Origin of the sequence: Chryseobacterium wanjuense, from assembly GCF_900111495.1 — a bacterium.
GTDB lineage: Bacteria > Bacteroidota > Bacteroidia > Flavobacteriales > Weeksellaceae > Chryseobacterium > Chryseobacterium wanjuense.
In genome coordinates this window covers 949583-963729 of the sequence record NZ_FOIU01000001.1, presented here as the reverse complement: position 1 = coordinate 963729, position 14147 = coordinate 949583, and the positions used below count along the sequence as shown (strand labels likewise).

Annotated in this window: 11 protein-coding genes; 1 reads left to right on the top strand and 10 read right to left on the bottom strand. The window is 36.4% G+C overall.

The features are described from left to right. Nucleotides 1-54: 54 nt before the first annotated feature. Nucleotides 55-672 carry a hypothetical protein gene (locus BMX24_RS04355; protein ID WP_089790838.1) on the bottom strand — a complete coding sequence of 206 codons (618 nt, stop codon included), beginning with the start codon at nucleotides 670-672 and terminating at the stop codon, nucleotides 55-57. An 81-nt stretch (nucleotides 673-753) separates the two neighbouring features. Between BMX24_RS04355 and BMX24_RS04350 the strand changes: the two genes are divergently transcribed. Further along, on the top strand, nucleotides 754-1110 hold the full coding sequence (locus BMX24_RS04350) for a diacylglycerol kinase family protein (RefSeq protein ID WP_089790837.1): 357 nt from the start codon (nucleotides 754-756) through the stop codon (nucleotides 1108-1110). A 129-nt stretch (nucleotides 1111-1239) separates the two neighbouring features. On the opposite strand, the gene BMX24_RS04345 is transcribed toward BMX24_RS04350, so the two are convergent. The 9 genes from BMX24_RS04345 to BMX24_RS04305 form a co-directional block, all read right to left on the bottom strand. Next, nucleotides 1240-1572, bottom strand: a complete 333-nt coding sequence (locus BMX24_RS04345) for a gamma-glutamylcyclotransferase family protein (protein ID WP_089790836.1) — start codon at nucleotides 1570-1572, stop codon at nucleotides 1240-1242. 195 nt (nucleotides 1573-1767) lie between these two features. Continuing rightward, a complete protein-coding gene (locus tag BMX24_RS04340) occupies nucleotides 1768-2151 on the bottom strand; it encodes a barstar family protein (protein WP_089790835.1) in 384 nt (127 codons plus the stop codon). Between the two features lie 101 nt (nucleotides 2152-2252). Further along, nucleotides 2253-5948, bottom strand: a complete 3696-nt coding sequence (locus tag BMX24_RS04335) for a phosphoribosylformylglycinamidine synthase (RefSeq protein WP_089790834.1) — start codon at nucleotides 5946-5948, stop codon at nucleotides 2253-2255. Nucleotides 5949-5975: 27 nt separating this feature from the next. Then, nucleotides 5976-6935 (bottom strand): WG repeat-containing protein, encoded by a 960-nt coding sequence (locus tag BMX24_RS04330; protein WP_089790833.1) that lies wholly within the window; start codon nucleotides 6933-6935, stop codon nucleotides 5976-5978. A gap of 121 nt (nucleotides 6936-7056) precedes the next feature. After that, complete coding sequence (purB, locus tag BMX24_RS04325) at nucleotides 7057-8484, bottom strand: adenylosuccinate lyase (protein ID WP_089790832.1); 1428 nt, start codon at nucleotides 8482-8484, stop codon at nucleotides 7057-7059. Nucleotides 8485-8873: 389 nt separating this feature from the next. Continuing rightward, nucleotides 8874-9266, bottom strand: a complete 393-nt coding sequence (locus BMX24_RS04320; protein ID WP_089790831.1) for a hypothetical protein — start codon at nucleotides 9264-9266, stop codon at nucleotides 8874-8876. A gap of 111 nt (nucleotides 9267-9377) precedes the next feature. Further along, nucleotides 9378-11705 (bottom strand): beta-glucosidase BglX, encoded by a 2328-nt coding sequence (gene bglX / locus BMX24_RS04315; RefSeq protein WP_089790830.1) that lies wholly within the window; start codon nucleotides 11703-11705, stop codon nucleotides 9378-9380. A gap of 225 nt (nucleotides 11706-11930) precedes the next feature. Continuing rightward, nucleotides 11931-12638, bottom strand: a complete 708-nt coding sequence (locus BMX24_RS04310; protein ID WP_089790829.1) for a carboxylesterase family protein — start codon at nucleotides 12636-12638, stop codon at nucleotides 11931-11933. Nucleotides 12639-12739: 101 nt separating this feature from the next. Next, complete coding sequence (locus BMX24_RS04305; RefSeq protein WP_089790828.1) at nucleotides 12740-14128, bottom strand: glucoamylase family protein; 1389 nt, start codon at nucleotides 14126-14128, stop codon at nucleotides 12740-12742. Nucleotides 14129-14147: the final 19 nt, after the last annotated feature.

Genomic DNA, 14147 nt, shown 5'->3' with positions numbered 1-14147 from the left:
TAAATAGATGTAAGAATGAAAAAAATAATGTCTAGTAGTTTTTAACAAAGATCATTAATCTGTTTTCAGACCTGAGATTATATTCACATTTTTATAATCATTAATTTTTGCATCGAAAATTTCGGATGTATAATAACTGATGCTCACTTTTTTATTGATGAGCGAATTATATTCTTTAGGAAGATCCAGATTTGATTCAATATTTGAAATCCAGTACAGTTTAGTTAAATTTTTATTGTCGCCTACCACATGGAAAATCACAAAATTCTCTTTTTCAATCTTAGTAATTGTTCCGCTGATCAACAGCTGAACTTCACCTTCCTGAGCACCTTCTTTTGAGTTCATAATTTCCAGAAAAACGTCTGAACACTCACTTACCATCGCTATTCCTATTGCTCCAGCAAAATCATCCATGGCTTTATTATTATCATCAAATGCATCCGCTTTTGAAACATCAATATTATAATCTCTTTTCAGTTCCGCAGCATATGGTGATGATGCTTTTAACATACAAATTCCCAATTGAGCTTCTAAATTTTTAGAATTTTTATTTTCAGACTTTACCTTAGCTACACAGTCGCAGGTTGCTTTAGCTATTTTCTGTTTGTAATCCTGTGAAAAAACAAAACCGGAAATAAAAACAGATAATGTAATGAGTATATTTTTCTTCATGGCTATTAAAAAATTTCGTCAAAGATAGCTGATTAAGTGGGTAACGTCAAAATACTTATCCTATATTTGTAAAAAATAAAAATGCGAAAACCTCCCATCCATAAAAGTTTTTTTAATGCTTTTCGAGGTGTTTTCCTGATGATTAAACATGAAAGAAATTTCCAGATTGAGCTTCTGGCCTTTTTTGTTAATCTTTTTTTGATTTTTTATTTAAAACTTTCAGCAATTGATACTATTTTAATTTTAATTGCTTCTTTTGGCGTTTTATCTGCGGAAATTTTCAATACGGCGATCGAAAAAATATGCGACATCATTCAACCGGAATTTGACAAAAGGATTGGTTTTATCAAGGATATTTCAGCGGGTGCTGTTCTTTTGATGACGGCAGCTTCTGTGGTTGTCGGAGTTTTGGTGTATTGGAAATATGTTTTTAATTGATACTCTTTGTCATTGCGAGGAATGAAGTGATGAAGCAATCTCAACAAATAATTTCCCACAGATTCCACAGATTTACACAGATATTTGTGTCATTCGTGAAAAAATTAGTGTTATTCCTGTTCAAATAAATCATTTCCCAACATAAATAAATCCAGTCTTTCCAGATTTAAAAACCGTTTCAATTCTTTTATAATCATCCACTTCATATTCATCGGCCTGAAGAATTTCTTCGTCCGTTACTTCAAATAAAACGCCTTCCACTTCATCCTCAGCGTTTCCGGAAAATGCTAAAATCGGATGGTATTTTTGATTGCTTTTGCGTAAAACTTCGGGGTCTGTGATTTCCAACATTTCAAGTTTGTAGCCTGTTAGAATATCTTTTTCACCTTGTAAAAATCTTCCGAAGGTTTCGATTTGTACTTGTTCTTTTTGTAGGGTTCCGTAGGAAAATAGCTTGGGCATTGATAACTTTTTTTATTTTTTTTGAATCATTAAGGTTTTAAATAAGGAGTTAAGAATGATTAAGATGCTTCGACAGGTTCAGCATGACATCGCGAATACTAACTGTATTAATTTAAAATAACTTTAAACTAAGTCCAGTTTATAGAGCTTAATAATCTTAATTTCTTATTTAAAACCTTAATGGTTCACATAAAATCAATCCAAAATTAATGTAATATTTTTATGCGATTCTATAATTTCGATTAAAATTTCAAATAAGGTTTGTCCGTTTCCATCAATCATTTTATCAAGCTTTTGTTGAATTAATTGAACATTAAAAGGTTTTCCCTGTCTGATTTTATTTTCGTAAAATTCTTTAGTTACATTAAAACCTAAATCTTCCTTTGACTTTTGGGAATTTTTCCAGGTGATGTCTGTTTCAATTCCATACAAAACATCGTTAAAACCATCCAGAGTTCCTACTTTCCAATCGGCATCTTTCATGAAAACAGTAGAAACTTCTTCGTAAAAACCCTCCAGATTCGAAAAATGACTGCCATTGATGACAGTCATTTTTTTATTTGCAATTATTTTTTTCATTGATTTTAGTCGATCAATTAAGAATTTTTACAAATTGTTTTTTTATTTTATCAAACCTAACGGGTTTTAAAAACCCGTTAAAATAATCAAAAGCCTACAGCTTATTTGAAGTATTCCACTCCATTTTTGAATACATTATGGTAATTTGCAGTTGGAATATTTTTCATCAGCCCTTCCGCAAAACGTTCCGGGTGCCCCATTCTACCGAATATTTTTCCGTCCGGACTCGTGATTCCTTCAATTCCGAACAATGAATTATTTGGGTTAAACGGCATTCCGTGAGCGATATTCCCTTCTAAATCAAGGTACTGCGTCGCGATTTGCCCGTTTTCATACAACTTCTGGATTTCCGTTTCTGAAGCCATAAAACGACCTTCACCGTGAGAAACCGGAATGGTGAAAACCTGATCTTTCATTCCTTTTAACCAAGGCGATTCATCATTCACCACTCTTACATTCACCATCTGGGAAATATGTCTTCTGATTGCGTTGTGAGCCAATGTTGGTGAATTTTCATCCAGATCCTTGATTCTTCCGTAAGGCAGTAATCCGGATTTTACCAACGCCTGGAAACCGTTACAGATACCGATAATCATCCCGTCTCTGTCCAGTAATTCATGAACTGCATTTCTCATCTTTTCATTTTTCAACACGTTGACGATGAATTTTGCAGAACCATCCGGCTCGTCACCTGCTGAGAAACCTCCTGAGAAAGCCAAAATCTGAGAAGTTTTGATTTCTTCTACCCATGCATCAATGCTTTCATCCAACAATTGATGATTGATATTTTTCAAAGGTAAACTGCTGATAACGGCACCTTCTTTTGCGAAAGCGTTCAACGTTTCATATTCGCAGTTTGTTCCGGGGAAAACCGGTGCAAATACTTTTGGCTGAGCTATTCCGTGTTTTTTAATGATGATGTTTCTAGGGTTGATGGAGTTTAATTTCTCATCAATTTCAACCGTCAATTTTTCTTTTTCAACCGTCGGGAAAAGATTTTCGAAGGTGTCTGTGTTTGCAGCTAGAAGCTTGTTGATAGTTGTTGGTTGCTGGTTGATTGTTAAAACTTCGTCAGCTACAACTTTTCCGATCAATTGAAGATTTACATAGCTTAATTCTTCTTTTGATTCGATGATTAAGCTTCCGATATTTTTCGTTAATAAAACGTTTTCATCAACAGTAATTTCAGCTCCTAATCTGTTTCCGAAGCTCATTTTCGCTAAAGCAACTGCAACACCGCCTTCTTTCACCGTCTTCACTGAAACTATTTTTCCGGCTTTGATATTTTCGAAAATTAATTCATAAATATTTTTTAAAGCATCATAATTTGGAAGCCCGTTTTCCTGAGCAACATGATTGAAGAAGTATACTTTATTTCCTTCGTTTTTAAATTCAGGAGAGATAATATTTTTCTTTTCTCCGTTTGCACAAGCGAAAGAAATCAACGTTGGCGGAACATTCAAATCCTGATATGTTCCACTCATAGAATCTTTACCTCCGATGGCAGCCAATCCGAAATTAATCTGAGCATCATAAGCTCCAAGTAGAGAAGCCAAAGGTTTACCCCATTTTTCAGGATTTTGACCCAATTTCTCAAAATATTCCTGGAAACTGAATCTGATATTTTTATAATCGCCACCCATTGCAACGATTTTTGCAACACTTTCAACCACCGCGTAAGAAGATCCCAACAAAGAATTCTGCTTAGAAATCTCCGCATCGAATCCCCAACTCGCCAAAGAAACTGTTTCAATATTTTTTGCTCCGATGATTGGTAATGTCTGAACGCTTCCTTCCATTAAAGTCTGCTGATATTTTCCACCTAAAGGCATCGCAACCGTAGTCGCACCAATCGATGAATCAAACATTTCTAACAAACCTTTTTGAGAAGCAACATTTTTATCGCTTAATATTTTTAAGAAATTCTCTTCATTGAATGATGGAGTTTCTTCTTTTACTTCATTAAGGTGAGTAATTTTCACCTCCTGGCTTTTTGAACACCCGTTCGTATCTAAAAAAGCTCTTGAAAGATCAACAATTTTATCGCCTTTCCAGAACATCTGCATTCTTCCTGAATCTGTCACTTTTGCAACTTCAACAGCTACAATATTTTCAGCCTCACAGAACTTGATGAACTGTTCTTTATCTTTTGGTTCAACCACAACTGCCATTCTTTCCTGAGATTCAGAAATTGCAAGCTCAGTTCCGTTCAAACCTTCATATTTTAAAGGTAAAACATCAAGATTAACTTCCAAAGAATCAGCGATTTCACCGATCGCTACGGAAACACCTCCCGCTCCGAAGTCGTTTGATTTTTTAATCAATCTCGTTACTTCAGGATTTCTGAATAATCTCTGGATTTTACGTTCTTCAACCGCATTTCCCTTCTGAACTTCAGAACTCATTGTGTGGATCGAAGTTTCGTCCTGTTCTTTTGAACTTCCACTTGCTCCACCAACACCGTCACGACCCGTTGCACCTCCTAAAATGATGATAGAATCACCAGCTTCAGGCTTTTCACGTCTTACCCAATCCACAGGAACCGCTCCGGCAACGAAACCAACTTCCATTCTTTTGGCTTTGTAACCTTCATCATAGATTTCAGAAACCATTGTAGTTGCCAAACCGATTTGGTTACCATAAGAAGAATATCCGTTCGCCGCCTGTTTTGTGATGGTTTTTTGTGGTAATTTTCCTGGTAATGTTTTATCAACAGGCTCCAACACATCAGCAGCACCCGTTAATCTCATCGCCTGGAAAACATAAGAACGTCCGGACAAAGGATCTCTGATTGCGCCTCCTAAACACGTTGAAGCCCCACCAAAAGGTTCAATTTCCGTTGGATGATTGTGGGTTTCATTTTTGAATAATAAATACCAAGGTTCTTTTTTGCCATCGTATTCGGCTTCGATTTGGATGGTACAAGCGTTGATTTCATCAGAAACCACCAAGTTTTCCAAATTGCCTGTTTTATGGAAATATCTTCCGCAAACTGTCGCCAAATCCATCAAAGAAATCGGTTTTAATTCACGTCCTAAGAATTTTCTTTTTTCGATATAATCATTGAAAATCGTTTCCAATGTATGTTTAAATTGTCCTTCAAATTCAATATTTGACAATTCTGTTTCAAATGTTGTGTGACGGCAGTGGTCGCTCCAATAGGTGTCTAAAACTTTAAGTTCAGTTTCTGTAGGATTTCTTTGTTCAGATTTAAAATATTCCTGAATGAATTTCAAGTCATCCAAACCTAATGCAAAACCGTGAGAATTATAAAATTGCTCTAATTCATCCGAATTAAACGAATTAAAATTTTCATGAACTATCACTTTTGACGGAACTTCTTCCGCAGGAATATCTAAAATTGACAAATCTTTTTCCTGAGATTCTACTTTATTGATTAAAAGATCTTTAATCTTAACCAAATCAGATTCTGAAACGCCTTCAAATTCGATCAACTTTCCGCTTCTTACTTTAGACTTCTCATTTTCAGTCAGTAAAGCGATACATTGTTGCGCAGAATCTGCACGCTGATCGTATTGTCCCGGTAAAAATTCCATTCCGAAATTAATTCCTTTCGCCGGATTTTCTGTGTGCAAAATATCAGTAACCGGATCTACGAAAGTGCTGTTGACCACCTTTTCGAATTCACCGTCATTTAATCCAAAAATATCGTAAACGTTGTACACCTTTACATTTTGGATAGACGGAGCAACCGCTTTTACTTCATCAAAAATTTTTGGACTTTCAACATCGAAAATTCCTCTTTTTTCTACGAAAATTCTTTTGTTTTGAGACATTAGATGTCAGATATTATTTTATTAGACTTATTTACTTAATTTATTCGGATTATCCGGATGTTCTTTTTGAAAATTTTCGGCTTCTTTTATTTCTTTTTTCAGCCATTTTTCAAAAGGAATTTTTTCATTTTCAAATTCAAGGGCAAACACATTTTTACCATCTTCTGAAACTAAAAATTTAAAATCCGATAATCCTGCTTCCATTTTTCTGTAATCATAACTGTTTATCTGATAAAATGGAAAATTTTCCTTTGGTCTTTCGACGATTTCAAAGAATAGCTTTTTTTCATTTTCAGACAATTTATTATAATGATTAACATAATAAATATCGGAAAGCTGTTTATTTTGTTTTTCGAAAAACTGAAGAATATTCTTCTCTTTTTCATTGTATCTGAATGGATTCGGGAAATATTTTCCGTCAATTTCAATAGTATTTTCAGATTTTGAAACGGGCTGGATAATTTCTCCTTTGAAATTCATCACACCCCACGTTCCGCCTACCATTGCTTTATGTTCGTCTTCCGTTTTTTCCCAATCACAACCGTCGCAAAATGCAGTATATCCATAATTGAAAGGTGACACAAAATCATGTTCAGCCTGAATGATAACTGTTCCATTTCTGTCTACAAAGCCGACTTTCCCGTTTTTGACAAACCTTCTTACACCTTCAGAGAAATAATCTGCTCCGTTGTCATAAAAGAAAGGTCTGTACAGGAAATTTCCTTTTCTGTCGTAGACATATCCCCATTCATTTTTCCCAGGTTTTTCATTGTTCTTATCACCATCAAAATAGATGGTTTCTTCTTTTACCAATTCTCCATCTTTCAAATATGAAAAAACTTTGAACTGTGCAGGAACAATGATTTTCCCGTCCTGATTTTTAACTCCAACCAAAGAATCTTTTGATTTAAAATACTTTAAAACTTCTTTCTGCTGAGAAAAAGAAAGTATAGGAATCAATGATATGATTAGAAGTATTTTTTTCATATACAAGATGAAATTTCCAGTTTTCTTAGTGGATGGTGATTGCACCTGTTTTTTAAACTTTGTCAAAGATCTAAAAACTTTGACAAAGTAAATATGCAGCCCAAAAAGACTGCATATCGTTTTATACTTTAAGATCAGCCTCTAATCCTATCAGGTCTTTGTTGGCATCAATAATCGGCTGAACTTCATTCGCGATGAATTCTTCCGTCTGAATTGGTGCAAAACCGATAAAGTTTTTAGGATCAAGAACTTCTTTTAATTTTGATTTATCTAATTTTAAAGAATCGTCATTTAAGATTCTTTCGATAAGGTCATTTTCCTTACCTTCTTCTTTTACTTTTTTAGACGCTTCCATTGAGTGAACTCTGATCACTTCGTGGATTTCCTGACGGTCACCACCCGCTTTCACCTCTTCCATGATGATATATTCTGTCGCCATGAAAGGAAGTTCCTCTTCAATATGTTTGTTGATTCTGTTCGGATATACAACAATTCCGTTCATGATGTTGTTCCATATCAATAGAATGGCATCAACTGCTAAAAATGCTTGTGGAATTGTTAATCTCTTGTTTGCAGAATCGTCTAATGTTCTTTCAAACCATTGTGTAGAAGCGACCATTGCAGAACTTGTCGTCAAAGACATTACGTATTTTGCCAATGCTCCGATTCTTTCGCTTCTCATCGGATTACGCTTGTAAGCCATTGCCGATGAACCGATCTGGTTTTTCTCGAATGGTTCTTCAATTTCTTTCAAATTTTGAAGAAGACGTAAGTCGTTGGTAAATTTATGTGCAGATTGAGCAATATTTCCTAATAAAGCCACTACTTTCGCATCGATTTTTCTGTCGTAAGTCTGCCCGGAAACTCCGAAAACTTTTTCGAAACCGAATCTTTTTGACAATTCTTTATCTAAATGCTTCACTTTAGAATAATCACCGTTGAAAAGCTCAAGGAAACTTGCAGCAGTTCCAGTCGTTCCTTTTACTCCTCTGAACCTCAATGTTTCAAGGAAGAAATCCAGCTCCTCGATGTCAAGAACCAAACTCTGTAACCAAAGTGTTGCTCTTTTTCCGACAGTTGTTAACTGAGCCGGCTGGAAGTGCGTGAATCCTAAAGTCGGTAAATCTTTATACTGAATAGCGAAATCTGCTAAACTTTTGATAACATTAACCAACTTTTTCTTTAAAATTAAAAGCCCGTCGCGAATCTGAATTAAATCTGTATTGTCTCCTACAAATGCCGAAGTAGCTCCCAAGTGAATAATTCCCTTTGCTGAAGGCGCCACATCACCATACGTGTGAACGTGAGCCATTACATCATGACGGAATTTTTTTTCGTACTCAGCGGCTTTATCGTAATCGATGTTTTCTGCATTAGCTTTCAACTCTGCGATCTGCTCGTCTGTTATTTCAAGCCCAAGGTCTTTTTCGATCTCAGCAAGAGCGATCCAAAGCTGTCTCCAAGTACGGAATTTGTTATTGTGTGAGAAGTTAAACAACATTTCTTCACTGGAGTAGCGCTCTTCCAATGGATTTTTGTAGGAATTCATTCTTTCTTTTACTTTTTGATATGCAAAAATACGGTTTTTCGGTGAGAGATGAAAATCTGCACGTGCTTTTGTCTTGAAACAAAAGCACCAAAAGTTCAAGACCGGAGCCTTTTGCTAAAAATGATTTCTGTTCTTTAAAAATTCTAAACTTGCGAATTCAAAAATTTGTTTTCATCTCAAAATTTGTGTCGCGCTTCAAACACTAGAATTTCCTTAACATTTACAGAATTCATTTTCTTAACGCTACAGTTTCCAAGGTCAAATGGATTTACTTTTAATTTAAAATAACGGAAGTAGGTTTCTCCTTCGTCGAAATTAGAATCTTAATGGAAAAAGCGTGAAAAAATTCCTGAAATAAAAAAAATCACTCGAAAGAGTGATTTTATATTTTAAATATTTGACTGGAAAATTACATCCCCATCTTGCTTAAGCGCATAACCGCCGTTAGCAGTAGGAATTAATTGATAGATTCCATTTGTCCAATAATTACCCATTTTTCTAAGAATGATACTTTGTTTTTGACCAGGAAGAAAGGTTTCCGCTTGCTTCTTATTCTTACTAAAGATGACGCAAGTCTTAGATATTGGCTGCCCTTGGGGTGCACCGACCTGCTTCATTATAATTTTCTGGTTAAAAATTTGTATACAATCATTCAATATTACAGAATAGCTATATCCACCATCAGAAGGGCAACCGAAAGAATCTGTACCACCACCCATCCTCATTTGAGCAGATGCTAAAGAGCCAATTAGGATGGCTCCGAATAAAATTGTTTTTTTCATTATTTATATTTTTTTAAGTTTTAAACATAGCAAAAACAATACCAAGTAGGGATGAGAAATTTTTCCCCAAATAAAAAAGCCATTTAACAAGTAAATGACTTTATATAAGATTTATTTTGACCAATTGATTTTTGAGTGTTTCACCTCTTCAGAATTGGTACCGATCATAATGTCGAATTCTCCCGGCTCCCAATCGTATTTCAGATCTCCGTTGTAGAACTTCAGATTTTCTGGAGTGATGTCGAAGGTCACTTTTTTAGATTCTCCTTTCTTCAACATAATTTTTTGGAAACCTTTCAATTCTTTTACCGGTCTTGTGATGCTTCCCACCATATCTCTGATGTATAACTGAACAACCTCAGCTCCATCATAGTTTCCGGAGTTTGTCACCGTAACAGAAGCCTGGATTGTCTGATTTCCTTTCGGATTGGCATTGGAAATTGTAATATCAGAATAATTGAATTTAGAATAACTCAACCCAAATCCAAACGGATACAACGGCGTGTTACACTCATCCATATAGTTGGAACGGAATCTTTGGTATTCACACTTGTCAACTAATTTTTGATCTAACGGGCGACCTGTATTTTTAGCATTATAATAAATAGGAACCTGTCCTAAGCTTCTCGGGAACGTCATCGGAAGTTTTCCTGAAGGATTTACTTTTCCGAAAAGAACGTCAGCGATGGCATTTCCAGCTTCAGAACCTGCGAACCAAGCGTTAAGAATGGCATCAGGAGTATCTTTTACATTCGTTAAAGCTAACGGACGACCTGTGAAAAGCACCATTGCGATTGGCTTTCCTGTCTTTTTTAATTCATTTAACAAATCAACCTGAGACTGAGGAATCGTGATTTCAGTTCTTGAAGACGATTCACCACTCATTTCTGCCGATTCTCCGATCGCCAGAACAATAACGTCTGCTTTATTGGCAACGTCTACCGCTTCTTTCAATAAAGCTTCTTTTGAACGGTTGTCTCTGTCGGTTTTCTTTCCGTGAGCTGCGTAAATATCTTCTAATTTTGCATCATAATCGATGTTGGCACCTTTAGCAGAGATGAATTTTACATCTTTTCCGTAATTTGCCTGAAGACCCTGCATTAAATTAACCGCTTTATCATGCTGAGCTGCCACACTCCATGTTCCCGGCATATTTAATGAATTGTTTACCAATGGCCCGATCACGGCAACAGTTCCTGATTTTTTCAAAGGAAGAACCTGATTATCGTTTTTCATCAAAACCATTGACTGAGCCGCAACGCTTCTCGCAATATTTCTGTTTTCCATGTTGAAAACTTCTTTTGCTGCCAATTTTGCATCTCCGTATTTGTAAGGATCGGTAAATAGTCCTAAATCATATTTCGCTTCAAGGATTCTTCTCGCCGCCATGTCAATATCAGCCTGAGAAACTTTTCCTTCGTCTAAAGATTTTTTAAGAGTCGTTAAAAATCCTTCACCTACCATATCCATATCGATTCCCGCTTTTAAAGCCAAAGCCGAAACCTGCTGAAGATCTCCCATTCCGTGGTCTACCATTTCATTGATACCGGTGTAATCTGTCACTACAAAACCTTTGAAGTTCCATCTGTTTCTTAAAACTTCAGTCTGAAGCCATCTGTTTCCGGTTGCAGGAACTCCGTCAACCTCATTGAAAGAAGCCATTACAGAAGCTACCCCTGCATCTACAGCTGCCTTGTAAGGTGGAAAATATTCGTTGAACATTCTCACATGGCTCATGTCAACCGTATTGTAATCTCTACCCGCTTCACCAGCTCCATACAATGCAAAATGCTTTACACAGGCTAAGATTGTGTTTCCAACAGATAAATCTTTCCCCTGATAACCGTACACCATGTTTTTTGCCACTTCACTTCCTAAATACGGATCTTCACCCGAACCTTCGGAAACCCTTCCCCATCTTGGTTCGCGGGAGATATCGACCATTGGAGAGAATGTCCAGTTGATTCCGTCTGAAGAAGCTTCTTTTGCTGCAATTCTTGCCGACTGCTGAACCAAATTCATGTCCCAAGAAGCAGCCAACCCTAATGGAATCGGGAAAGTCGTTTCATAACCGTGGATCACATCCATCCCGAAAATCAAAGGAATTTTCAGACGGCTTTTTTCAACGGCAACTTTTTGAACGGCTTTGATTTTATCTGCCCCTTTTATATTGAATAATCCTCCGACTAAACCTTTTTCAATTTTTTTTCCGATATCCGAACTTTGGGCTAATCCGGTCGTGAAATCTCCCGAACTTGGCAAATTCAGCTGCCCAATTTTTTCGTCTAATGTCATTTTCGACAAAAGATTGTCTACGAAAGCTTTCTTTTTCGCCTGATACTGAGCCGTCTGATAAGACTGAACAGGTTTCGTTACCATTTCCTGTGCAGAAAACACGGGCGAAAGCGCTAAAGTCGCGATTACAATTAACTTTTTCATAAATCTATCTTCTTTAATTATAGTTCTATTTTTTTGTTTTAATTTTTTTTGGTAAAGTGCAAAGCTTTTTTACACTTTACTTATTTTTTAATAGTGTCAGGTTTTTAACGTAAAGTCCGCTAAGTTTTATAACAATTATTGCTGATATTTTTTGTTCGCGAGGGCGTTTCACTCAGCAATTGATAACAACTTTTTAAAATTCCGGACATTATTAGATTAAATAAATTATTTTTCTTTTTTTTGAGACAGCATCCATTCATACAGTTTTGGGTCTGAATAGGTAGAGTCCCAGGAATTGTGGTTGTCATCAGGAAAAATAGTTAATGTCACAGTTGGGTTAATTTTTTTAACCGCCTGATACATGTTGATTGAATTGATAGGTGAAACGATATCGTCATTTCCTCCATGAAAAATTTTAATCGGTAAGTTTTTATACTGATCAACATTCGCTTCCATCACCCTGTCTGCAGGAGCGCAAACCGGAGCCACAGCGGCAAATAATTCCGGATGTTCCATCGCCAATTTCCAGGTTCCCCAACCTCCCATTGAGAGTCCCGTAAGGTAAATTCTGGATGCATCAATCTTATATTTTTTCTGAATTTCTTTTATTAAATGATAAACCGTTACCGTATCCCACCACATATTTTCCGGACATTGAGGAGCTAAAATCGCCACAGGCTCCTTGATCAGGTTCTTGTACGTGAACGGGCTGTGCGCTTTTACCATTTCAAGGTCACTTCCTCTTTCGCCCGAGCCGTGAAGAAACACGATCAATGGAACGTTTCCTTTCACTTTCTGCGGATAATCCAGGACATAGGAAATTTTTTCCTGTTTTTTGACTTCTTTGTTTAATTCTGCTTTGATTTCCTGAGCATGTACACTCAATGAAAACGGCAGAAGTAATAGTGGTAAATGGTTTAGTTTTAATTTCATTTTTAATATTTAGGTTGGATAAAGTTTTTTGGTTTTGGTTTTCATTTATGAGCCTTGTCAAGGTTTAAAACCTTGACAAGGCTTTGTTTTAACTCTTAAAATTATTTAATATTATATTTTTCAGATTTAAAGCTTAATTTCTTTAATCCTTGCTGAATTTCAGGAGCATTCATGAATAATTTCCATAAAAATCCTGTTCTGTAATTTTCAATCATTGGGGCAATGGTTCCCTGATCAATGGCTAAATATCTTGGTGTTGTCCAGTTATTATAATTGATCGAAGTGGCGTCGTAAGGCCCTGCAGAACCAATAAATTCAGGTTTTTGAGTATAAATAAACCTCAGAAAATCCATAGATTCCTTTGGTGAATACGGGAAACTGCTCAACGCCGCAGTCGGAGTGATGATACCGTGATCATTTTGCGGAAAATGTGCGTTGTAGCCTACACTTCCGTCCTCGTTTCTTGAGTAGCTTGCCGTCAATCCCCAATAATTTGGTCCGTATCCTTTCCATTGTTTCGGATTTTCGACACAGTATTTGTAGTCGATCAGGACTTGATTTTTATTTAAATCAAAATAATTTTTTATTAATTTATCCGACAAATTTGTTGGATCCAAACCGATATATGAATAGTGTGCCCAGAACAACGGTCCGCCATATTCTTCGGCTCCGTTGTGCTTTACATACATTGGAAGTCCGTATTTTTCTTTGTCGGATAGATAAGTTCCGTTTCGTGTCCAGCCTTTGTAATAAGTTTCGGCATCGATTGGATAAGTTGGTGATGATGCAGCTAAAATATAGGTGATTAAACATTCATTATAGCCTTCCAGCGGAAAGTTCATTTCCCACTGATATTCCGGTGACCAGTGCCAATACAGTACTTTTTGACCTCCTTTTGTATACCAATTCCACTGAATTCCTTTCCAAAGTTCGTCGCATTTTTGGGCAAGTGCTTTTTCTTCGGCGTTTCCGTTTTTGAAATATTCACGAACCATTAAAATCCCCGAAGTAAGGAATGCGGTTTCAACTAAATCTCCACCATTATCTTTTTTCCCGAAAGGAACAGTTTTTCCTGTTTCTCCATTAATCCAGTGCGACCAGGCTCCTTTGTGGCGATCGGCTTTTGCCAGAAAATCCATCATCGTGGTCAATCGTTTCACCGCTTCTTTTCTAGGAACAAATCCTCTTTCTACCCCGACTAAAATCGTAGCCAGACCAAAACCTGAACCTCCTGTCGTCACGACATGCTTGTCATTATCCGGATAAATATTATCCTCATGATAACGCTCTCTTCCCAACATCGAATGGGGCTCTGCATAGTCCCAGAAGTATTTCAAGGCATCTTTCTGGACTCTGTCCATAAGCTGCTGGTCGGTAATATCATTTTTTACCACCTGAACCTGTGAGTCTGAAGGCTTAACAGTCTGAGAATTTTTGCAGGAAGCTGCGAGTAATGATGCTGCAGCAATTGATAGTACAATCCTTTTCATAATTTAAATATTTTAAAAT

What these genes read in the sequence shown, in the direction of transcription:
- BMX24_RS04330 (WP_089790833.1), bottom strand. Translation starts at nt 6,935, where the DNA reads ATGAAAAAAATACTTCTAATCATATCATTGATTCCTATACTTTCTTTT.
- BMX24_RS04335 (WP_089790834.1), bottom strand. Translation starts at nt 5,948, where the DNA reads ATGTCTCAAAACAAAAGAATTTTCGTAGAAAAAAGAGGAATTTTCGAT.
- purB (WP_089790832.1), bottom strand. Translation starts at nt 8,484, where the DNA reads ATGAATTCCTACAAAAATCCATTGGAAGAGCGCTACTCCAGTGAAGAA.
- BMX24_RS04345 (WP_089790836.1), bottom strand. Translation starts at nt 1,572, where the DNA reads ATGCCCAAGCTATTTTCCTACGGAACCCTACAAAAAGAACAAGTACAA.
- bglX (WP_089790830.1), bottom strand. Translation starts at nt 11,705, where the DNA reads ATGAAAAAGTTAATTGTAATCGCGACTTTAGCGCTTTCGCCCGTGTTT.
- BMX24_RS04305 (WP_089790828.1), bottom strand. Translation starts at nt 14,128, where the DNA reads ATGAAAAGGATTGTACTATCAATTGCTGCAGCATCATTACTCGCAGCT.
- BMX24_RS04355 (WP_089790838.1), bottom strand. Translation starts at nt 672, where the DNA reads ATGAAGAAAAATATACTCATTACATTATCTGTTTTTATTTCCGGTTTT.
- BMX24_RS04320 (WP_089790831.1), bottom strand. Translation starts at nt 9,266, where the DNA reads ATGAAAAAAACAATTTTATTCGGAGCCATCCTAATTGGCTCTTTAGCA.
- BMX24_RS04340 (WP_089790835.1), bottom strand. Translation starts at nt 2,151, where the DNA reads ATGAAAAAAATAATTGCAAATAAAAAAATGACTGTCATCAATGGCAGT.
- BMX24_RS04310 (WP_089790829.1), bottom strand. Translation starts at nt 12,638, where the DNA reads ATGAAATTAAAACTAAACCATTTACCACTATTACTTCTGCCGTTTTCA.
- BMX24_RS04350 (WP_089790837.1), top strand. Translation starts at nt 754, where the DNA reads ATGCGAAAACCTCCCATCCATAAAAGTTTTTTTAATGCTTTTCGAGGT.